Source organism: Brevirhabdus sp. (assembly GCF_052826345.1).
The window spans coordinates 1-21062 of the sequence record NZ_JBRBUA010000008.1 but is presented as its reverse complement, the minus strand read 5'-3'; the positions used below and the strand labels follow the sequence as shown (position 1 = coordinate 21062).

Sequence of the window (21062 nt, the reverse complement as noted above, 5' to 3'; positions counted from 1 at the left end):
GCGTCACCTGGTGCCGGTGATCGTTCCGGTGAGAGTGTGGGTCGAGCTTTCGCCGGTGGTGAGCACGCCGACCTGTTGCGCGGCATTTCCATAGAAACGACCGTAGCTTTTACCCTTGAAGTCCGAAAGATTGATGCCATCGGCGCTAAATTGCGTATCCGCGGCAGTGTTCGTTACCAGATCGGGCGAAAAGCCGTTGTCTGATATTTTGGCGCCGGTGAACGTCACTGCCGCCCCCCGGGTCGCGATGTTGGTGGTGGTGGCTTGGGTTTTGGTGAAACCTTCCCGCTTTTCTTCAAGCTTGGCGTTGCCCGAAACGGTACCCGCGCCGAAATCCGCGGTAATCGTTGCACCGCCCCTGTAGCGCAGCCTCACTTGTTGATTGGCGGCCCCGGTGGAATAATCGGCGGAGCGGTTTCTGAATTCGAAGCGCGTGCGGCCGTTATAGGTGGCCTTGCCGGTCTTCGGCATGGCGCTGGGCGCGGTTTCCAAACCGACCAGCGACGCGCCGGTGATGAAACCGTCGGAATTGTTGGCGGTGGCCGTGCCTTGCGAATTGGTCCTGATGCCGTAGAACAAGGGCACAAGCGCGGTGTTGTTGGTTTTCAATTCGCGCGCGGTATCGTCCTGCTCGCTGAAGAAGAAAGCCAGGGTTCGGTCCTGACCGGCGGTGTTCTTCATCTTGACCTCATAGGCGCCGCCATTCACCTGCGCATCGGTAAAGGTATAGCTTTCGCCGGCGACCTTGATCGTATAACCCGTCGCCGTGCGCTCGATCTCGAAGGTAGAAGGGTCCAGCGATTTGAGCGTATTCGGGCCATTCGAGCCGAATTTCTCCTGAACGGCCACAGTCATGCCCTGCAAGGATTTGCCCGAGGTATCCAGCGCCTGATTGACCTGATTGAGGGTCGGGGTGGCCTGGGTCGGCATGAAGGGCAGCCCCGCGACCCGGTTGTTGCCGTTGCAAGCGGCAACAAGACCTACCGCGGCAAGCGGCAGAAATTTCAAATAGCGTTTCATCTTGCTGTCTCCTGGTTGGATTTTGTCGACGCCGGTGGAAATAAAGGAAAAAAGGGACTGGTACGTTCGCCTCGTTCCGACGCTTTTCCAACAAACCATCGCCTGATAATTGTTTCATGACCCATATTGGCTATTGTTGTTGATTATTATGAGTCGAATCACTGTCGATGCATTTTCCAGCCTGGTGGCCGAAATCGGAAAAGCCGCGCTTGAACCCGCGCGTTGGCCGAAGGTTCTGGAACAGATCCACGTTCTCTCCGGCGGCGCGCGGATTCACCTTGTCGGACATGAATTCCGAGAGACCGCCAATGCCCATGTTTATGTCGGCGGTTATGATCCGCAGATGATCGCAGACTATGTCGATCATTACTGCACGGTGAATCCGTGGCTGCCGGTATTTTCAATGCTTCCCGTCGGCAGGCCGACCTTGGCCCGCGCGATGTATTCGCAGAACAAACTTGAAAAGACCGAATTCTATAGCGACTGGCTCCGCCCTCAGGGTGATATCGTCGGAGGCGGCGGGACGGTGCTTTTTCGCGATGCCTCGCGATTCTTCGTCTTCGGGGGCAATATCGCCAGATCCGATTGCGACCGGCTGGAGCAGGGCTGGATGGATTTTCTCGGACTGGTGACGCCGCATCTTCAACAAGCTCTGGAAATCAACCGGACGCTGGCGGAGCGGCGCCTGGAAGCGGACGCCGCCGCGCTGTCGATCGATGCGACGAAGGCAGCGGTGATCGCCCTGGGGTCCGACGGTGTCCTCCTGTACGCGAACCCGGCCGCACAGGCGCGTCTGGCGCAGCGCAAGACGTTGCGCCAGGATGCGGGCAAGTTGACATTGGCGGAGAGCGGCGCGAACGACCGTCTGCAACAGGAGCTGTTGGCGCTGCGCGTCTCCCGGCCCGGGCCGCCGCTGGTGGTGGAACTCCCGACGCCCGAGGGACCGCTGCTGTGCCGGACGGTCCGGATCCAGGCAGAATGTTGCACGGCGAACTATCTCGCCTTCGTGACCGGCGAGGGCATGCCGATGCTGCTGTTGGTCCTGGAGCCGAAGGAAAAGGCGCCCCTGCGGCCCTGTCCCTTGAATGCCCTTGGGATGACGCCCGGCGAAACGAGGGTGGTGCAGATGCTGGCGCAGGGCCGGACGCCCGCCCAGATCGCCGAGCTGCGCGAGGTCAGCGTGCATACCGTCCGCAATCAGATCAAATCGGCGATGGGCAAGGCCGAGGTCTCGCGCCAGAGCGCTCTGGTCGCCGTGGTGTTGCGGGCGCAGGCCGAAACCTGACCGGCCGCGCCCGGGGGGGCTTCGGGGCAGGCACAGACGCGCGCCCGCCCCGGCTGGATCAGATCAGCTTGACCTGCGTGCCGACCTTGGCCAGGCCGAACAGCTCTTTGATCTGCTCGTTGTAAAGCCCGATGCAGCCGTCCGACGATCTGCGCCCGATCTTGCGCGTGTCCTGGGTGCCGTGCACCCGGTAGTACTGCCAGCTGAGGTACAGCGCATGGGTGCCGAGCGGATTGTCGGGACCGGCCGGGATCATCTTGGGCAGGCTCGGGTCGCGCTCGCGCATCGACGGCGTGGGCGTCCAGGTCGGGCCCTCGACCTTGCGGATCACGCGCGTCATGCCCAGGCGGGTCAGCTCTTCGCTGATGGGAACGCTGGTCGGATAGAGCTTGTAGATGCTTTCATCCTCGGACCAGAAATGCGCGGTGCGCGACTGGGTGTCGGCCAGGATCACGCCGTTCTTGAGGTTGGGGAAATGATCGCGCCAGTCGACCATGCGAAAGCTCGACAGGTTGTGGCGGGCCACGTTGGGCGCGGCAAGCGCGGGGGCCGCCAGACCCGTTGCAGAGGCCGCCGTCAGCGCGATGAAGCCGCGCCGCGACAGGGGGAGTTTCAGACTGCTCTTGGGTGCCATTCTTATATGCTCCTTCTTACATATTCAATTTACGCGATATTTGTCCGGCGCCCCCGGCTCAAGTCACAACTGTGTAATCCACCCTATCCGTGACAGATTTGCCCCGGGGGCCGGTTGTGTCGGCGCGACCGGTTGGCGCGGCCTTCCGGCGCGGGCACGCAGATCCCGGCGGCCCGGCCGCGGGCGGCGGCACGACCACCTGCGCGCTGTCTGCTGGACCTCCGGCGCGCAGGCTCCTAATGTCCGCGCATTCCGGCAAGAGGCACCCATGAGCACTGGCACAAACATCCGCACCTATTTCGACGGTCAATGGCACGATGGCGACGCGATGATCATGCGCGCCGCCGATCACGGCAGCTGGCTGGGCACCACGGTTTTCGACGGGGCCCGCTACTTCGAGGGGGTGGCGCCCGACCTGGCCGCCCATTGCCGCCGTGTCAACGCCTCGGCCGAAGCATTGATGATCGATCCCACGCACACGCCCGAGCAGATGGAGCAGCTGATCCGCGACGGGCTGTCGGCCTATGGGGCCGATGCGGCGGTCTATATCCGTCCGATGTACTGGGCGCTCGACGGCGGCGATCTGGGGGTGCTGCCGAAACGCGGCGCCACCGGCTTTGCCATCTGCCTGGAACAGATCCCGATGATGCCGCGCGATACGGCGACGACCCTGACCACCACGCGGTTCCGCCGCCCCGTGCTGGACGACAATGTCGTCAACGCCAAGGCGGGCTGCCTTTACCCCAACAACGCCCGCATGCTGGCCGAGGCCCGCGCCAAGGGCTTCGGCAATGCGCTGGTCGCCGATGCCACCGGCAACGTGGCCGAAACGGCGACGGCGAATGTGTTTGCGGTGCGCGACGGGGTGGTCTTCACCCCCATCCCCAACGGCACCTTCCTGGCCGGCATCACCCGCGCGCGCCACATCGCCAACCTGCGCGCCGATGGCGTGGAGGTGCGCGAATGCGTGATGAGCTTCGCCGATTTCCACGCCGCTGACGAAGTCTTCCTGTCGGGCAACATGATGAAGGTCACCCCCGTCAGCCGGTTCGACGACACGCAGTATCAGCCCGGCCCGATGACCCGCCGCACGCGCGATCTCTATTGGGACTGGGCGTTGTCCGAGTAACGCTGAGCCGGATGCGCCGCGCGGGCAGGACGGCGGGGCAGCGCGGCGACCGGCTGGCGGGTGCCTGCCTGACGCTGATCGCGCTGCTCACCGCCGCCTCGACCCTGCTGGCCCTGGCGGCCAACCCCTTCGCGCAGCCGCTGATCAACCGATCGACGAACGAACTGCGACAGGCCATCGACCGGGCGCTGCTGCGCGAACTGACGCCCGACCGCCTGCGCACAGAGGTTCAGGCGGCGCTCGAGGCGCAGGACAGGGACCGGCTGGACATGCTGCTGGATCTGGCACAGGCGCGCGGCCTGACGGTGCCGCCCGACCTGCGCGCCCGGACGGATGCGCTGCGCGACGCGCGCTCGGGGCTGCTGGAAAAGGCCTCCGATTGCGCGCTTTGCGCCTATGACATCACGCGCTGCCCGACGCTGAGCCAGATGGCCGCCTGCGCGCTGCCGGTGGAAATCTCGCCGCTGGGCGATCTGAACGCGCTGCGCCGTGCCGGTGCGGCCTGGCTGACGGGCGCCCCTGTCGACCGGCTGGACACCGGGCTGGCGGTGGCGGGGTTGTCGACCACGGCCCTCGTCGGGTTGAGCGCGGGCAGCAGCCTGCCGGTCAAGCTGGGCGCCACCACGCTGCGGCTGGCGCGCAGGCTGGGCAGCCTGTCGGCCCGGCTGGGCGACAGCCTCGCCGATCTGTCGCGCCGGGCGCTGCGCTGGGACGGGTTGGCGGATGTGGCAATCGGGCGGCGGCCCCTCGACGCGGTGGTCAATGCGGGGGCAATGACCCGCCTGACCCATGCCGCGCGCGATGTCGGCCGACTGCGGCAGAACACCTCGTCCGTTGAAACGCTGCGCCTGCTGCGGGTGGCGGAGACCCCTGAGGATCTGACCCGCCTTGCAAGGCTGTCGGATGCAACCGGCCCGTCCACGCGCGCCACGCTAGACATTTTGGGCCCCTCGCGCGCCTTTCGCCTGCTGACGCGCCTGTCCGATCTGGCGCGTCTGGCGCTTGGGCTCATCACGGTTCTACTGGCCCAGATCGGCGGCCTGGTCGGCAGCGCGGCCCTGTGGCTGCTGCGCCGCCACCTGCGACGACGCGGACAACACCGCGCCTGTTGCCACGATCCGGCCGCTCGTCCATGATCCGCCCGTCTGTAACGGAGCCCGAAGATGCGCAAATTCCTCGTCATTCTGGACGACACCCGCGAATGCCTGAACGCCATGCGCTTTGCCGCGCTGCGCGCCTCGCACACCGGCGGCGGGGTCGAGGTGCTGGCCGTCATTCCCCCCGACGAGTTCAACCACTGGATCGGCGTCGGCGATCTGATGCGCGAAGAAGCCCGCGAGCGGATCGAAGCCCATTTCGAGGTGTTCGCCAAATGGATGCGCGACCGGCAGGGAGTGAACCCCGAACTTGTGATCCGCGAAGGCGAGCCGGTGCCCGAGATCCTGGCGCAGATCCGCGAAGATCCGGAAATCGGCGTGGTCATCCTGGGCGCGGGCACCGACAAGGCAGGCCCCGGCCCGCTGGTGACGCAGATGTCGCGCAATGCGGGCATGTTGCCCGTGCCCATCACCATCGTGCCCGGCGAATTGTCCAAGGAACAGCTCGAGGCCATCACCTGATCGCCGCCGCCTTGCGTTCTTCTCGGCCAAATACTCCCGCCGGAGGCGTCCCACCCGCCGCGGTCCCCTCGCAGTTTAGAACCATTCCAAATCTTGACTTCGCGCGCTGGCAGGCGCATATCGGTATCTCTCAGACAAGAGGTCGCCCATGTTCATCCAGACCGAATCCACGCCGAACCCGGCAACGCTGAAATTCCTGCCCGGCCAGTCCGTGCTGGATGCGGGCACTGCCGATTTTCCCAGCGCCGACACGGCCGGAAAATCCCCGCTCGCCCGCCGCATCTTTGCGGTCGAAGGCGTCAACGGCGTGTTTCTGGGCAATGACTTCGTGACCGTGACGAAGGCCGAAGCCGTCGAATGGGACCACATCAAGCCCTCGATCCTGGGCGCGATCATGGAACATTTCCAATCCGGCCAGCCGATCATGGAAGGCGAGGCCGACCAGTCCGGTGGCCACGCCGCACATGACGGCCCCGACAATGAGATCGTCGGCCAGATCAAGGAGTTGCTGGACACCCGCGTGCGCCCCGCAGTGGCGCAAGACGGCGGCGACATCACCTTCCACGGCTTTGACCGCGGCATCGTCTACCTTCACATGCAGGGGGCCTGCGCGGGCTGTCCCTCCTCGACCCTGACCTTGAAGATGGGGATCGAGAACCTGCTGCGCCATTACATCCCCGAGGTGATCGAGGTCCGGCCGGTTGCCGCCTGACCCGTTGATCCTGGCTTTCGATACCTCGGCCGCGCATTGCGCGGCCGCTTTGCTGTAGGGGACCGGGTGCTCGCGCAAACCCACGAACCCATGACCAAAGGCCAGACCGAGGCGCTGTTCCCGATCCTGGAGGATCTGCTGCAAGAGGCCGACCGCGCGTGGTCCGACCTCGACGCGATCGCCGTGGGCACCGGCCCCGGCAATTTCACCGGCATCCGCATCTCCATCGCGGCGGCGCGCGGTCTGGCACTGTCGCTGGGGCGTCCGGCAATCGGTGTCAGCGCGCTCGAGGCGCTGGCGTTCGAGATGCCGCGCCCGGTTGCCGCCGTCATCGACGCGCGCCGGGGGCAGTTCTACGCGCAGGTTTTCGGCCCCGATGGCCCCGCCGGGCCGGAGCTGATCGGGCCGACCGATCTGCCCCGCCTTCTGCGGCCCGTCGCGGCGCCCGATATGGCGCCCGCTCCGACGCCCGATCCAATGCTCGTCTGTCAGCCTGACACGCTGCCCGCGGATCTGCCGATCGCCGCGCGCGCGCAGACGCCCCCTGTCGCGCTGGCCGAGGCCATCGGACGGATTGCGGCGTCTCGCGACTGGACCGCGCAGCCGCGCCCTGCGCCGCTCTATATCCGCAGCGCCGACGCGGCGCCGTCAGCCGACATACCGCCGCCGATCCTGCCATGACGGCACCGTCCTGAAGGGGAGCTTGCGATGACGCCAGAGCCAGATACCCCGGCGGTTGGCGGCGCGACGTCGGCGCCCGAATTGGCCGCCCTCCACGCCGCCGCGTTCCGTTTTCCCCGCCCCTGGTCGGCGGCTGAAATCGCGGCGCTGCTGGCCGCGCCGCATGTCTTCGCGCTGTGCGAGGGCGCGCGGTCGCCGCAAGGCTTTGTGCTGGGACGCGCCGTCACCGGCGAGGCGGAGCTGCTGACCCTCGCCGTGCACCCCGGTCACCGCAGGCAGGGGCTGGCGCGCGGTTTGCTGGCACGGTTCGACGCCGCAGCGCTGGATCGCGGCGCGCGGGAGGCCTTTCTGGAGGTCGCCGCCGACAATGCGGGTGCGATCGCGCTCTACCGCGCCTGTGGCTGGCAGGCTGCGGGTCGCAGGCGTGCCTATTATCGGGGCGGCGCAGGAGGCGCGGTCGACGCGCTGGTACTGCGCAAGGCGCTGGCTGCCGCTTGACCCTGCGTCAGGCGCGTTTATCCCCAACCATTCGCTGCTTCCGGCTGTGCGGCCGGAAAAATCGGTTGACCCTCTGCCGGGGCTGCGGCCTTAATCGGTCATGATCCCAGAAAGATCTTTCTGCACAGGCGCAGCGCCTGAAGAAGGCCTCAGCCCCAAACAAAATACCGGGAGTGCAAAATGACCCTGATGAAAACGATCCTCGGCACGGCGGCCACGCTTGCGCTGGGCACCGCCGCCGCGCTGGCCGAACCCGCGCTGATCTACGATCTGGGCGGCAAGTTCGACAAATCCTTCAACGAGGCCGCACATGAAGGCGCGGAGCGTTGGAAGAAGGACACCGGCAACAGCTACCGCGAGATCGAGCTTCAGTCCGAAGCCCAGCGCGAACAGGCGTTGCATCGCTTTGCGGAGGCCGGTTCCGATCCGATCGTCATGGTGGGCTTTGCCTTCGGCTCCTCGCTGGGCGAGGTCGCCGCGGATTACCCCGACACGAAATTCGTGATCATCGACATGGTGGTCGAGGCGCCGAACGTCCGCTCGGTCGTCTTCAACGAACACGAAGGCTCCTACCTGGTCGGGATGCTGGCCGCGCTGGCGTCCAAATCGGGCACCGTCGGGTTCATCGGCGGTATGGATATCCCGCTGATCCGCAAATTCGCCTGCGGATATGCCCAGGGCGTCAAGGCAGCCAATCCCGATGCCAAGGTGATCGAGAACATGACCGGCACCACCCCCGCCGCATGGAACGATCCGGTCAAGGGCGCGGAACTGACCAAGGCGCAGATCAGCCAGGGCGCGGATGTGATCTACGCGGCTGCGGGCGGCACCGGGGTCGGCGTACTTCAGGCCGCCGCCGATGAGAACATCCTGTCGATCGGCGTCGACAGCAACCAGAACTACATGCATCCCGGCCAGGTGCTGACCTCGATGGTCAAGCGCGTCGACAACGCCGTCTACGACGCCTTCACCGACGGCGCCGATCTGAAACCCGGCGTGCAGGTTCTGGGGCTGGCAAACGACGGCGTGGGCTATGCGGTCGACGACAACAACAAGGACCTGATCACCGCGGACATGAAGGCCAAGCTGGACGAAGCCAAGGCCAAGATCGTGTCCGGTGAGATCAAGGTGCACGACTACATGACCGACAACAGCTGCCCCGCATCCTGAGCGGCACCCGTGGCAGACCTCAACGACACGGGGCGGCCGGCAACGGCCGCCCCAGACAGCGCGCAGCCGGATACCGCGCCCCCCGCGATCGAGCTGCGCGGCATCTCGAAGGCGTTCGGCCCGGTGCAGGCCAACAAGGACATCTCGATCCGGGTGATGCCGGGCACGATCCACGGCATCATCGGCGAAAACGGCGCCGGAAAATCGACGCTGATGTCGATCCTCTACGGCTTTTACAAGGCCGATTCCGGCGAGATCTTCATCAACGGAAAGAAGACGCCGATCCCCGACAGCCAGGCCGCCATCGCGGCGGGCATCGGCATGGTGTTCCAGCATTTCAAGCTGGTGGAGAATTTCACCGTTCTGGAAAACGTCATCCTGGGGGTCGAGGGTGCGCGCCTGCTCAAGCCCTCCAAAGCGCGGGCGCGCGGGCTGCTGAAACAGCTGGCCGCCGAATATGAGCTGAACGTCGATCCCGACGCCCTGATCGAGGATCTGAGCGTCGGCCATCAACAGCGGGTGGAGATCCTCAAGGCGCTCTACCGCGAGGCCGATATCCTGATCCTGGATGAACCCACGGGCGTGTTGACCCCCGCCGAGGCCGACCACCTGTTCCGCATCCTCGAAGGGCTGCGGCGCGAGGGCAAGACGATCATCCTGATCACCCACAAGCTGCGCGAAATCATGGAGATCACCGACACCGTCAGCGTGATGCGGCGCGGCGAGATGACCGCGACGGTCAGAACCGCCGACACCTCGCCCGAGCATCTGGCCGAGCTGATGGTGGGCCGCAAGGTGCTGTTGCAGGTCGACAAGGCCCCCGCCCGCCCCGGCGCCAAGGTGCTGGAGGTCGAGAACCTGCGCGTCACCGACGCCAGCGGCGTCGAACGGCTGAAGGGCATCACGCTCGACATTCGCGCGGGCGAGATCCTGGGCATCGCGGGCGTTGCGGGCAACGGCCAGTCGGAGCTGTTGCAGGTGCTGGGCGGCATCACCCATGGCACCGGCACGGTGCGGCTGAACGGCCGACCCATCGCGCTGTCGGGGCGCCAGGCCAACGGCCAGACCCGGCGCGCGCAGGGCATCGCCCATGTGCCCGAGGATCGCCACCGCGAGGGGCTGATCATGGATTTTCACGCCTGGGAAAACATCGCCTTCGGCTATCACAACGACCCAGCCTATACGCGCGGCGCCTTTCTCGACAATGACGCGATGCGCCGCGACGCGCAGGGCAAGATCGAGCGGTTCGACATCCGCCCCGCGGACTGCTGGCAGGCCGCGCGCAATTTTTCCGGCGGCAACCAGCAGAAAATCGTGCTGGCACGCGAGATCGAGCGCAACCCCGACCTGTTGCTGGTCGGCCAGCCGACGCGCGGCGTCGACATCGGCGCGATCGAGTTCATCCACCAGCAGATCGTGCGCCTGCGCGACGAGGGCAAGGCGATCCTGCTGGTCTCGGTCGAGCTGGAGGAGATCTTTTCGCTCTCGGACCGCATCGCGGTGATGTTCGACGGGCGCATCATGGGCGAACGGCTGCCCGCCCAGACCGATGAGCGCGAGCTGGGTCTGCTGATGGCCGGTATCGACAGCGCCGGGCACGCCCCCGCGACGGAGGCCCGCTGATGGAACGCATGCCGAAATGGGCCGATGTGCTGCTGATCCCGCTGATTTCGCTGTTGCTGGCGGCGCTTTTGTCGGCGCTGGTGATCCTGGCCATCGGCGAGGACCCGGTGGCGGCGGTCAAGCTGATGGTCAGCGGCGCGCTGGGGTCGACCTATGGCTGGGGCTATACGCTTTATTACGCGACGAATTTCATGTTCACCGGGCTGGCCGTCGCGGTGGCCTTTCACGCGCGGATGTTCAACATCGGCGGCGAGGGTCAGGCGATGCTGGGGGGCCTCGGCGTGGCGCTGGTGGCGCTGTCGGTGCCCTGGCCGCATTGGGCGCTGGCACTGCCCGTCGCGGTGATCGGCGCGGCCCTGCTGGGTGCGGCCTGGGCCGCGATCCCCGCCTATCTGCAGGCCAAACGCGGCAGCCATATCGTGATCACCACGATCATGTTCAACTTCATCGCCGCCTCGCTGCTGAACTACCTGCTGGTCAACGTGATGCGTCCCGTGGGCTCGATGGACCCCGCGACGCGGAAGTTTCCCGCCGCGACCCATCTGCCGACCCTGCATGAGCTGCTGGCGCCCATCGGCATTCCCTTTTCCAAGGCCGCGCCCGCGAACGTCAGCCTGCTGGTGGCGGTGCTGGCGTGCTTTCTGGTGTGGCTGCTGATCTGGCGCACCCGCATCGGCTTTGCCATCCGCGCCTACGGACGGTCCGAACCGGCCGCGCTTTATGCCGGAATCTCGCCGTTTCGCATCATCATGGTGTCGATGCTGGTGTCCGGCGGGCTGGCCGGGATGATGGCCATCAACAACGTCATGGGCGAGGCCGAGCGCCTGGTGATGAACGCGGTCGAGGGGGCGGGCTTCATCGGCATCGCCGTGGCGCTGATGGGCCGCTCGCACCCCTTCGGGGTGTTTCTGGCGGCAATCCTGTTCGGGTTCCTTTACCAAGGCGGCGCCGAGCTGGCGCTATGGACCTCGATCCCGCGCGAATTGATCGTGGTGATCCAGGCGCTGGTCATCCTGTTCACCGGCGCGCTGGACAACATGGTCCGCATGCCGCTGGAAAAGCTGTTCATGGCGTTCCGCCCCAAGGCGCCGCCCGCGATCGCCACTCCTCCCGAGCCGAAAACCCACGTCACCCCCGCCGAAGACGCCTGAGGATACGCGCATGGACATGAACACCATCCTTCAGGTGCTGGATTCCACCATCCGCCTGTCCACGCCGCTGCTGCTGGCCTGTCTGGCGGGGCTGTTTTCCGAACGTGCCGGGATCTTCGACATCGGGCTGGAAGGCAAGATGCTGGCGGCGGCCTTCTTTTCGGGGGCGTTGGCGGCGGTGACGGGGTCGGTGTGGATCGGGTTGCTGGCTGGGATCGCCGCGTCGATGGCGCTGTCGATGCTGCACGGGCTGGCCTCGATCACCTTTCGCGGCAACCAGCTGATTTCGGGGGTGGCGATCAATTTTCTGGCCGCGGGCATGACGGTGCTGATCGCCCAGGACTGGTTCAGCCAGGGCGGGCGCACGCCGTCGCTGTTCGGTGGCGGGCGGTTCGCCCCGATCGACCTGCCCTTCGTCGACGCGCTGCGCGATGTGCCGGTCGCGGGCCCGATCTATGCCGAGCTGATTTCGGGCCACACGATCATCGTCTACCTCGCGCTGCTGATGGTGCCGCTCAGCTGGTATATCCTGTTTCGCACGCGCTTCGGCCTGCGGCTGCGCGCGGTGGGCGAAAACCCCGCCGCCGTCGACACGGCCGGCATTTCCGTAGTCGGGCTGCGCTACGCCGCCGTCGCCATCTGCGGCGTGCTGACCGGCATCGCGGGGGCCTATCTGGCGACCGCGCTGCAGGCGGGTTTCGTGAAGGACATGACCGCCGGGCGCGGCTATATCGCGCTGGCGGCGCTGATCTTCGCCAAATGGCGACCCTGGTACGCGTTGTGGTCGACGTTCCTGTTCGGTTTCCTGCAGGCGGTCGCGCTGCGCTATCAGAACATCGACCTGGGCGGCTTTGTCATCCCGGTGCAGTTCATGGACGCCCTGCCCTATATCCTGACGGTGATCATCCTGGCCGGTTTCGTCGGCAAGGCGATCCCGCCGCGCGCGGGCGGCGAGCCCTACGTCAAGGAACGCTGAGCGGGCGCGCCTACAGCCACGCAAGCGCAAGCGCCGCCAGAATCAGATAGCGCCCGCCCTTGGCCAGCGTCACCAGCAGCAGGAACGGCAGCAGCGGCTCTTTCAGCACGCCCGCCACCACGGTCAGCGGGTCGCCCACCAGCGGCAGCCAGCTGCCCAGCAGCGACCAGCGCCCGTAGCGGCGATACCACGCCTGCGCCCGGTCAAGCTGTCGGCCGGAGGCGGGAAACCACCGCCGGTCGCGGAAATGCAGCAGATATCGTCCGAGCAGCCAGTTGATCACCGAGCCCAGCACATTGCCCAGCGTGGCCACCAGCAACAGCGCCCAGACCGGCCGCCCGCCACTGCCCAACAGGGCCAGCAGAACGGCCTCGGACTGCATCGGCAGGATCGTCGCGGCCACCAGCGCCGAGGTGAAGAGCAGCAGATATCCCGTCATCCACGCGCCGCCTGCCCGGCCGCGTCAGAGGTGCCGCGCCGCCCCGCCACGCATCGCAAGCGAATCAATTTACCTATCTCGGTCGTCCTTCCGGCCCTGATGCCCTTGCCCCGCGCGGCGCGAGGCACATAATAGGCGGATCGATCCGATTTGTCGCAGGCTGACATCTATCTCCGCACTGCGGCAAATTGTATGGGACAGGCAGTCCTTCGGGGTTTGTTCAATGCAGATATACCTTCCTATCGCCGAAGTTTCGGTCAATGCCTTCCTTTTGCTGGGGCTTGGCGGAATTGTCGGCGTGCTCAGCGGGATGTTCGGGGTCGGCGGCGGTTTTCTGATCACGCCCTTGCTGTTCTTCGTGGGCATTCCGCCCGTCGTCGCGGTGGCGACCTCGACCAACCAGATCGTGGGCTCGTCGTTTTCGGCGCTGCTGGCGCATCTCAAGCGGCGTACCGTCGACCTTCGGATGGGGCTGGTACTGCTGGTGGGCGGCCTCATCGGCGCGGCGGTGGGCGTTCAGGTCTTTGCGCTGCTGCGCAAGCTGGGCCAGGTCGATCTGCTGGTGAACCTGTCCTACGTGGTGTTTCTGGGCATCATCGGCGCGCTGATGTTTGTCGAAAGTTTCCGCACGATCCGCAAGTCGCGCGGCGGCGCGGTCAAACCCGCCGCCCGGCACAAGCGGACCTGGGTGCACGCCCTGCCGATCAAGATGAAATTCCGCACCTCGGGCCTTTATATCTCGGTGATCCCCCCGTTGCTGGTGGGCTTTCTGGTGGGTGTGCTGGCGGCGGTCATGGGCGTGGGCGGGGGCTTCATCATGGTGCCCGCGATGATCTACCTGCTGGGGATGCCGACCAAGGTGGTCGTCGGAACATCGCTTTTCCAGATCATCTTCGTCACCGGGTTCACCACGCTGATGCACGCCACCACCAACTACAGCGTCGATCTGGCGCTGGCGGTGATGCTGCTGATCGGCGGTGTGATCGGCGCGCAGATCGGCACCCGCATCGGCCTGCTTCTGAAGGCCGAGCAGCTGCGCATCCTGCTGTCGATCCTGGTGCTGCTGGTCTGCATCAAGCTGGGGCTCGACCTGGTGCTGAAACCCGGTGAGCTTTACTCGCTGTCAAGCGTGGGCAAGCCATGATCTACCGTATCGCCTCCGCGCTGCTGTTGGTTTTGCTGGGCCAGACCGCCGCCGCCCAGAACGAAGAGATCGTGGCCGAGCTGTCGCAGAACCGCGTGTCGATCACGGCCAGTTTCGACGGGTCGGAAATCCTGCTGTTCGGCGCGGTCAAACGCGAAACCGGCATCCAGAAGGACAAGCCGCTTCAGGTGATCATCACCGTGTCGGGTCCGCTTCAGCCGGTGATGGTGCGCCGCAAGTCGCGACGCGCGGGCATCTGGATCAACACCGATGCGCTGGAAATCGACGAGGCGCCCAGCTTCTACGCGGTCTCGACGACCGGGCCGCTCGATCAGATCCTGTCCCAGACCGAGGATCTGCGCCACCGCATCTCGCTCGACCGGGCGATCCGCTCGGTGGGCGCGCCCGCGGGCATCGAGGACATGAACGCCTTCACCGAGGCGTTGATCCGCATTCGGAAAAAGAACGGGCTCTACAACGAGCAGATCGACGGCACGCTGCTGATCGACCAGACGCTGTTCCGCACCGAGGTCGCCCTGCCCGCCAATCTGGTCGAGGGCAATTACACCGCACGCATTTTCCTGACGCGTGACCGCAAGGTCGTCAACAGCTACACCACCACGCTTTACGTCAACAAGGTCGGGCTGGAACGCTGGATCTACGTGCTGGCACATGACCAGCCGCTGCTTTACGGCCTGCTGTCGCTGGCCCTGGCGATGTTCGCGGGCTGGGGCGCATCCACCGCCTTCCGCTATATCCGCAGCTGACGGGGCCGCCGCACGGGCGCGCGCCCGATCCGCCGATGGGCCGGATCAGCCGGATCAGAACGCGTTGAACGTCATCGTGGTCAGCGACCGCTGGATGCCCGGAATCTCATCCAGCCTTTCGTTGATGAACCGCCCGACATCCTGATCGTCGGGGATGTAGATCTTGGCCAGCAGGTCGTAATCTCCCGAGGTCGAGTAAAGCTCGGACACGATTTCGCGGTCGTAGATCGCGTCGGCGACCTCATAGGTCTTGCCGGGGGCGCATTGAAATTGGACGAAGACGCAACGCATGGAAAACTCCGGTTGATGATCGCGGGCACGCTAGGATGCTTCGTCCGCCGCCGCCAGCCCCTGTCTCGCCCCCGGCGCGTCGGTGTCGGCCTCGGGGTCGGCGGGCGCTTCGGGCGCGTCCGGGCTTTCGAGGGAAAACGGCACGGCCGCGGGCTTCAGATCGTCGACGACCAGCGGGCCGCCGGGACGCGCCAGCCGGTTGCGCGTGACCCAGAACAGCCGGTGCGAGGCGCGGGTGATCGCCACATAGGCCAGCCGTTTCCACAAGGGCTGGCCCGCCTCCATCCGGCCGGCACGGCTGGCGGCGTATAGATCGGGCGCAAAGACCTGCACGTTTTCCCACTGGCTGCCCTGCGCCTTGTGGATCGTGACCGCCGCGCCGTGCAAAAAGGCCGCCCCCATATGCGCGGCGAAGGGGATGAAGGGCTCTTCCTCGTCGGGATGCTCGATCTTGACGATCGAGGCGGCGCTGACCTGGGGGTCTTCGGCGCCCATGACGTGCAGCCGCGAAAACCCGCGCTTGCGCCCGGGCCCGAGATAGACGACCTGCGCGCCCTTGATCAGGCCGCGCGCCTCCAGATCGATGCGCTTCTTGCGGTGCTTGAGCGGCAGCTCCAGCCCGTCGCAAATCAGCGGCTCGCCCTCCAGCAGCGCGTCGGCGGGCGCGCCATAGGCCGCGCGAAAGGCGTGGATCAGCCGGATGCGGGTGACATTGCGCCAGACAAGAACCGGAGAACGCGCCATCAGGTCGGATTCAACACGCTGCGCCAGCACCACCCGGTCGTCGCGCCGCGCGGCATCCTCGACCATCCGCTCAAACCGCTCGAAGGTGGTGGCCTCCTCGCCCAGCGCATGGGCCAGATCGAGGATCGGATTGTCCTCCGCCTGACGGTGGATGCGGTTCAGCACCAGCCGCTGCTGCTCAGGCATCCGGTCGAAGACCATTTCGCCCGATTGTCCCACCGGCGCCAGCTGGGCGGGATCGCCGAACAGCAGCAGTGTTGGAAAGATTTCCTTCAGATCCTCGAACTGCCGCTCGTCCAGCATCGAGGATTCGTCGACGAAGCCGATGTCCAGCGGGTCCTCACGGCGTTTCCAGCCGGTGATGAAATCCGACCCCCGCAGCCCCGCCGCCGCCAGCGCGCCGGGGATCGAGCTGTGCAGCTTGTAGAAGGCCTCGGCCCGGTCCAGCGCGGTGTCGTTCAACCCCTCGATGACCGGGCGCTCGCCGTCGCCCGCCAGCCAATCGGCGATACGCTCGTATTCCGGGTCATAGACCGGAGTGTAGAGAATGCGGTGAATGGTCGTGGCGGGCACGCCCCGGTTGCGCAGCACCGACGCGGCCTTGTTGGTGGGTGCGAGGATCGCCAGACTGCGCTTTTCGCGGGTCTTCTTGCCCTCATAGTCGCCGGAGACCAGCTGCACCCCCGCGGCCTTGAGCGCGCGCGCGAGCTCCGCCAGCAAGAGCGTCTTGCCCGAGCCCGCCTTGCCGATCACCGCGAGCACCGACGCGCCGTCGGCGCCGGTACGCGGGCGCAGGATGCCGTTTTCCAGATCGACGCCCACGCCGCGCAACGCCTCCGTCACGCGGTCATGGGCCTCGGCCTGATCTTCGGAATAGGTGACGGCGGGCAGCGACATGCCGCCAGACTACCCCTTCCCGGGCGGGGAAGGCCAGAGCTTACGCGCCGTTCACGCCGCGCGCGCCTGAGGTGCCGCCGCCGCCCTGCGGAACCACAGGGCGGATAGTTCCGGCGCCATTCCGGCCGCGCGCGACAGGCTGCGCGTCACGCTGTCGCTGACCTGCCACAGACCGGCGCCGATCGCGTCCCGCCCGACGCCATCGCGCCCGCAAACCTGTGGCGACCAGCCCATGCGGCGATAGACGCCCAGCATCCGCCAGTCGAACACGCCCGCGATCTGCGCCATGCCCATGCCGCTGCCGAACTGTGCCGCCGCCAGCATCAGTCGCGCGCCCGCGCCGCCGCGCGCGCCCGGCGCCAGGCAGAAACGCGTGCATTCCCAGATGTCGGGCGCCGCGACGGGCCTGTCGCACAGGTGCGCGAAATGTTCCGCCAGCATTGTGCGACCCGATGTCGGCAGAAAACGCATCGACCCGCGATGCAGCCCGTCCGGCCCCTCCAGAATGGCGTACCAAGGGTTGAGCGCGTCGTATTCGTCCTGCTCGTGGCCGTCACGGTCGACCTTCAGCGGCCAGCCCAGCCGATCGCGGAACTGCACCGCGCGGTCGCGGAACATGCTGTCGGACAAACGCGGGTAAAGTGGCAGATCTTCTGCGCGGATATAACGGATCATGGTGCCTCCGGTCCCTGAAAAGAGAGGAGGCATTTGCCCGAAGGCGGTTAACGACCGCTTAGCGTTCGCAGGAAGAAATAATCCGCAACGCCCTTAGCATGGGCCAAGGACGGGCCGCAGGCGAGGCCGCGTCACAGCACGATCAACCCCCGCGACAGCGCGGTGGCCACCGCATGGGTGGTGTTTGCGGTGCCCAGCTTGAACCGCGCGGCCTCTATGTAGCTGCGCAGGGTGTTTTCCGAAATGCGCAGGTTCTCGGCCGCCAGCGCACGGCTGTAGCCCAGCGCCAGCAAGGTGAGCGCATCGATCTCCCTCGGGCTCAGGGACTGACCGGCCGCGTCCTCCCGGCCCTTGGCGATTTCCATCGCCTTGCTGTTGAGGTAATAGGCGATCAGGATCAGGTCACGTTGAAACTGCGCCGAAAAAAGCTGCCAGTCGCGATCGCTGCAGCGGTGGTTCACGGTGAACATCGCGAATTGCCCCTTCGGGCCGCGGATCGGCACCGACAGGCCCTGGTTGCCCACCCCGCCCTGTATTGCCTCCGCCAGGAAATTCCGCGACGATTTGGTCGACCAATCCAGCGTCTTCCACTGCACGGGGCCAAAGCGCGAAAAGCAGCCCTGCACCACGGGGTCGATGCGGGCGTAGTTGCCTTCAAGATATCGGGCGACCCAATCGGTTGAATAGGTCAGCAGGATATACTCTTCGGGCAAGGTGTTCAGCGGGTGGTAGATCAGGTGATCCACGCCGTAGAAGTCGCGCAGGAAATGCAGCAGGCGCCGTAGATCCTCAAGCGTTTTCGCCTGCTGGACAAGTTCCAGAAATGTTTCCAGCTTTGGCCCCATGCCCCGCGTGTGCCTTTGCAAACTGGCTGCCGACCTCGGCCCGGGCCACGTGCAACGTGTCGTCAAGCTGGCGCGCGAGCGCGAACATTCCGTTGCGGGTGGCAAAGGTCCGTAGGTCGGACAACACGTCCATCACCCAATCCTGTTCCATCTTCACTCTCGCTCCAAGAAGTTAACGTTTGCTTAACTCAAGCTTAGCCTGACCATAGTTCTCCGCCAATTCGCCAGTTTCACCCCCCCATTTATGAGGGGGCCGGCGTCTCCAACGCACTGATCCGCAATACAACCCCGAAAATGAACCCCCCCGCGATCACAAAAGCGATTCGCGGGGGGCCAGGTCTTGTTGGCAGATGATCGGCCAAGCCGCGCGTCAGTTGGCGCGGCTTGCCTCCAGCGTGTCGTCGAAGGTGCGCAGCCCGATGCGCGGCGCGCTGACCAGAACGGCCATGTTCCCGGGTTTATGTTCGTTGCGGCGCATCTTGACGTGGGCCTGGGGGATTTCCGACCAGGAAAACACCTCCGACATGCAGGGGTCGAGCCGACGCTCCACCATCAGTTTGTTGGCTGCGGCGGCCTGCTTGAGATGGGCGAAGTGGCTGCCCTGCACGCGCTTTTGGTGCATCCAGATGTAGCGCGCATCCATCGTCAGGTTATAGCCGGTGGTGCCCGCGCAGATCACCACCATGCCGCCCTTCTTGCACACGAAGGTGGAGACGGGGAAAGTCGCCTCGCCCGGGTGCTCGAACACCATGTCGACGTTGTTGCCCTTGCCGGTGATATCCCAGATGGCCTTGCCGAACTTGCGCACCTCGGCGAACCAGGCCTTGTATTCGTCGGTGTTGACGACGGGCATCTGCCCCCAGCAGTTGAACTCCTTGCGGTTGATGACGCCCTTGGCGCCCAGGCTCATGACAAACTCCCGCTTGTCCTCGCCCGAGATCACGCCGATGGCATTGGCGCCCGCGGTGTTGATCAGCTGGATTGCGTAGGAGCCAAGCCCCCCCGAGGCACCCCAGACCAGCACGTTCTGGCCGGGCTTGAGCTCATGCGGATGGTGGCCGAAGAGCATCCGGTAGGCTGTGGCCAGCGTCAGCGTGTAACAGGCGGATTCCTCCCAGGTCAGATGCCTGGGGCGCGGCATCAGCTGCTGGGCCTGCACGCAGGTGAATTGCGCGAAGGAGCCGTCGGGCGTCTCATAGCCCCAGATCCGCTGCGAGGGCGAGAACATCGGGTCGCCGCCATTGCATTCCTCGTCGTCACCGTCGTCCTGGTTGCAGTGGATCACCACCTCGTCGCCGACCTTCCAGCGGGTAACCTTGTCACCGACCGCCCAGACGATGCCCGACGCGTCGGAGCCCGCTATGTGGAAATCGGCCTTGTGGACGTCGAAGGGGCTGATCGGAATGCCGAGCCCTGCCCAGACGCCGTTGTAGTTGACCCCGGCGGCCATCACCAGGACCAGGACCTCGTGGCTGTCGGGCTTTTTGACGTCCACGACCTCCAGCTGGAAGGACCGGTCCGGCTCTCCGTGGCGTTCGCGCCGGATGGCCCAGGCGTGCATCTGCGCGGGGACATGGCCCAGGGGCGGCAGTTCGCCCACGGCGTAAAGGTCTTTCTTCGGCGCATCGTACTGCGCGATGGGTGCATTCGTATCCAAGGCCATGTCGCCTCCCTAAACCAAGCTCTTGCCGCGACGCAGAATCAATTGCTGCATCTGCGTCTGTGGTTGGAAATAAAACCACATACGCAACAAAGCAACCTCATGTTATCATTTTTTGTAATTTATGTCTCGGTTATCGCACTCCCTTCGCCAGTTTCTTTGAAAAACAACGGTTAACGCGTTCCGGGCGCGGCAACCGACGATTTTGCGGTGCAGCATCTGGACAGGTAACATTATTACCATTATTCCTATTATTTCAGCAGTTTTGTTGTTCGAGGCCCGTTATGACCGACCCGAAGACCGACGCTAAGACCGGCCCGACGACCGGCCCGACCAACCCCGGCAAGGACCGGCCCTGGCTGTTCCGCACCTACTCCGGCCATTCCACCGCCAAGGCGTCGAACGCGCTTTACCGCAAGAACCTGTCGCGGGGGCAGACCGGGCTGTCGGTGGCCTTCGACCTGCCGACGCAGACGGGATATGACAGCGACCACCTGCTGGCCCGCGGCGAGGTCGGCAAGGTCGGCGTGCCGGTGGGCCATCTGGGCGACATGCGCGCCCTTTTCGACCGGATCCCGCTGGAGCAGATGAACACCTCGATGACGATCAACGCGACGGCGCCCTGGCTGCTGGCGCTCTATATCGCCGTGGCAGAGGAACAGGGCGCCGATGTCGCGGCGCTGCAGGGCACGGTGCAAAACGACATCATCAAGGAATACCTCAGCCGCGGCACCTATATCTGCCCGCCGGAACCCAGCCTGCGCATGATTACCGACATCGCCGCCTACACGCGCGAACACCTGCCCAAATGGAACCCGATGAACGTCTGCTCCTACCACCTGCAAGAGGCCGGCGCGACCCCCGAGGAGGAGCTGGCCTTTGCCCTCGCCACCGCCACGGCGGTGCTGGACGATCTGCGCGGCAAGGTGTCTGAGGGCCAGTTCCCGGCGATGGTCGGGCGCATCAGCTTTTTCGTGAACGCGGGCATCCGGTTCGTGACCGAGATGTGCAAGATGCGCGCCTTCGTCGAGCCGTGGGACGAGGTCTGCCGCGACCGCTACGGGGTGGAGGATGCGCGCTTCCGCCGCTTTCGCTATGGCGT

Annotated in this window: 21 protein-coding genes and 1 pseudogene; 14 read left to right on the top strand and 8 right to left on the bottom strand. The window is 65.5% G+C overall.

Features of this window, described 5'->3' with window-relative positions; all coding sequences use genetic code 11:
- Positions 1-3: 3 nt before the first annotated feature.
- Positions 4-1020, bottom strand: coding sequence for a transferrin-binding protein-like solute binding protein (locus tag ACU0BR_RS00935; RefSeq protein WP_446154961.1), 1017 nt, complete (start codon positions 1018-1020; stop codon positions 4-6).
- Positions 1021-1159: 139 nt separating this feature from the next.
- Between ACU0BR_RS00935 and ACU0BR_RS00930 the strand changes: the two genes are divergently transcribed.
- Positions 1160-2305 (top strand): helix-turn-helix transcriptional regulator, encoded by a 1146-nt coding sequence (locus ACU0BR_RS00930; RefSeq protein WP_446154960.1) that lies wholly within the window; start codon positions 1160-1162, stop codon positions 2303-2305.
- A 58-nt stretch (positions 2306-2363) separates the two neighbouring features.
- Here the strand turns inward: ACU0BR_RS00930 and ACU0BR_RS00925 are convergent, their stop codons facing one another.
- The gene (locus ACU0BR_RS00925; RefSeq protein ID WP_446154959.1) at positions 2364-2939 is read right to left on the bottom strand and encodes a L,D-transpeptidase; all 576 of its coding nucleotides are present in this window, start codon (positions 2937-2939) and stop codon (positions 2364-2366) included.
- 268 nt (positions 2940-3207) lie between these two features.
- Here ACU0BR_RS00925 and ACU0BR_RS00920 point away from each other — a divergent pair, with 268 nt between their 5' ends.
- The 10 genes and pseudogenes from ACU0BR_RS00920 to ACU0BR_RS00875 all read left to right on the top strand — a co-directional run bounded on the left by ACU0BR_RS00920 (position 3208) and on the right by ACU0BR_RS00875 (position 12498).
- Positions 3208-4068 carry a branched-chain amino acid aminotransferase gene (locus ACU0BR_RS00920; protein WP_446154958.1) on the top strand — a complete coding sequence of 287 codons (861 nt, stop codon included), beginning with the start codon at positions 3208-3210 and terminating at the stop codon, positions 4066-4068.
- Positions 4069-4079: 11 nt separating this feature from the next.
- Entirely contained in the window at positions 4080-5204 is a 1125-nt protein-coding gene (locus ACU0BR_RS00915; protein WP_446154957.1) for a hypothetical protein, read from the top strand.
- A gap of 27 nt (positions 5205-5231) precedes the next feature.
- Positions 5232-5687, top strand: coding sequence for a universal stress protein (locus ACU0BR_RS00910; protein ID WP_446154956.1), 456 nt, complete (start codon positions 5232-5234; stop codon positions 5685-5687).
- 148 nt (positions 5688-5835) lie between these two features.
- On the top strand, positions 5836-6399 hold the full coding sequence (locus ACU0BR_RS00905; protein ID WP_446154955.1) for a NifU family protein: 564 nt from the start codon (positions 5836-5838) through the stop codon (positions 6397-6399).
- A pseudogene (tsaB, locus tag ACU0BR_RS00900) lies at positions 6389-7080 on the top strand (tRNA (adenosine(37)-N6)-threonylcarbamoyltransferase complex dimerization subunit type 1 TsaB). The gene ACU0BR_RS00905 and the pseudogene tsaB overlap by 11 nt, the downstream one beginning before the upstream one ends.
- 27 nt (positions 7081-7107) lie before the next feature.
- Positions 7108-7578: a GNAT family N-acetyltransferase gene (locus tag ACU0BR_RS00895; protein ID WP_446154954.1), complete on the top strand. Its 471-nt coding sequence runs from the start codon at positions 7108-7110 to the stop codon at positions 7576-7578.
- Positions 7579-7758: 180 nt separating this feature from the next.
- The gene (locus ACU0BR_RS00890; protein ID WP_446154953.1) at positions 7759-8748 is read left to right on the top strand and encodes a BMP family lipoprotein; all 990 of its coding nucleotides are present in this window, start codon (positions 7759-7761) and stop codon (positions 8746-8748) included.
- A gap of 9 nt (positions 8749-8757) precedes the next feature.
- A complete protein-coding gene (locus tag ACU0BR_RS00885; protein WP_446154952.1) occupies positions 8758-10371 on the top strand; it encodes an ABC transporter ATP-binding protein in 1614 nt (537 codons plus the stop codon).
- A complete protein-coding gene (locus ACU0BR_RS00880; RefSeq protein ID WP_446154951.1) occupies positions 10371-11522 on the top strand; it encodes an ABC transporter permease in 1152 nt (383 codons plus the stop codon). Before ACU0BR_RS00885 ends, ACU0BR_RS00880 begins: the two co-directional genes overlap by 1 nt.
- Before the next feature lie 10 nt (positions 11523-11532).
- Positions 11533-12498 (top strand): ABC transporter permease, encoded by a 966-nt coding sequence (locus ACU0BR_RS00875; RefSeq protein ID WP_446154950.1) that lies wholly within the window; start codon positions 11533-11535, stop codon positions 12496-12498.
- Between the two features lie 10 nt (positions 12499-12508).
- Here the strand turns inward: ACU0BR_RS00875 and ACU0BR_RS00870 are convergent, their stop codons facing one another.
- Positions 12509-12937 (bottom strand): YqaA family protein, encoded by a 429-nt coding sequence (locus tag ACU0BR_RS00870; protein WP_446154949.1) that lies wholly within the window; start codon positions 12935-12937, stop codon positions 12509-12511.
- Positions 12938-13160: 223 nt separating this feature from the next.
- Here ACU0BR_RS00870 and ACU0BR_RS00865 point away from each other — a divergent pair, with 223 nt between their 5' ends.
- Positions 13161-14081 carry a sulfite exporter TauE/SafE family protein gene (locus tag ACU0BR_RS00865; protein ID WP_446154948.1) on the top strand — a complete coding sequence of 307 codons (921 nt, stop codon included), beginning with the start codon at positions 13161-13163 and terminating at the stop codon, positions 14079-14081.
- Positions 14078-14848: a TIGR02186 family protein gene (locus ACU0BR_RS00860; protein ID WP_446154947.1), complete on the top strand. Its 771-nt coding sequence runs from the start codon at positions 14078-14080 to the stop codon at positions 14846-14848. The genes ACU0BR_RS00865 and ACU0BR_RS00860 overlap by 4 nt, the downstream gene beginning before the upstream one ends.
- Positions 14849-14902: 54 nt before the next feature.
- Here ACU0BR_RS00860 and ACU0BR_RS00855 read toward each other — a convergent pair whose 3' ends face one another.
- From ACU0BR_RS00855 to ccrA, 5 genes are all read right to left on the bottom strand, one after another.
- Complete coding sequence (locus ACU0BR_RS00855) at positions 14903-15139, bottom strand: Lrp/AsnC ligand binding domain-containing protein (protein ID WP_446154946.1); 237 nt, start codon at positions 15137-15139, stop codon at positions 14903-14905.
- A 30-nt stretch (positions 15140-15169) separates the two neighbouring features.
- The gene (locus ACU0BR_RS00850) at positions 15170-16780 is read right to left on the bottom strand and encodes an AAA family ATPase (protein WP_446154945.1); all 1611 of its coding nucleotides are present in this window, start codon (positions 16778-16780) and stop codon (positions 15170-15172) included.
- Between the two features lie 51 nt (positions 16781-16831).
- On the bottom strand, positions 16832-17455 hold the full coding sequence (locus ACU0BR_RS00845; RefSeq protein WP_446154944.1) for an acyl-homoserine-lactone synthase: 624 nt from the start codon (positions 17453-17455) through the stop codon (positions 16832-16834).
- 131 nt (positions 17456-17586) lie between these two features.
- Complete coding sequence (locus ACU0BR_RS00840) at positions 17587-18300, bottom strand: helix-turn-helix transcriptional regulator (protein ID WP_446154943.1); 714 nt, start codon at positions 18298-18300, stop codon at positions 17587-17589.
- A gap of 370 nt (positions 18301-18670) precedes the next feature.
- Positions 18671-19963, bottom strand: a complete 1293-nt coding sequence (gene ccrA / locus ACU0BR_RS00835) for a crotonyl-CoA carboxylase/reductase (protein ID WP_446154942.1) — start codon at positions 19961-19963, stop codon at positions 18671-18673.
- Between the two features lie 281 nt (positions 19964-20244).
- On the opposite strand from ccrA, the gene ACU0BR_RS00830 reads away from it, so the two are divergent.
- Positions 20245-21062, top strand: an 818-nt coding sequence (locus ACU0BR_RS00830) for a methylmalonyl-CoA mutase family protein (protein WP_446154941.1), incomplete at its 3' end; no start/stop codon positions are given.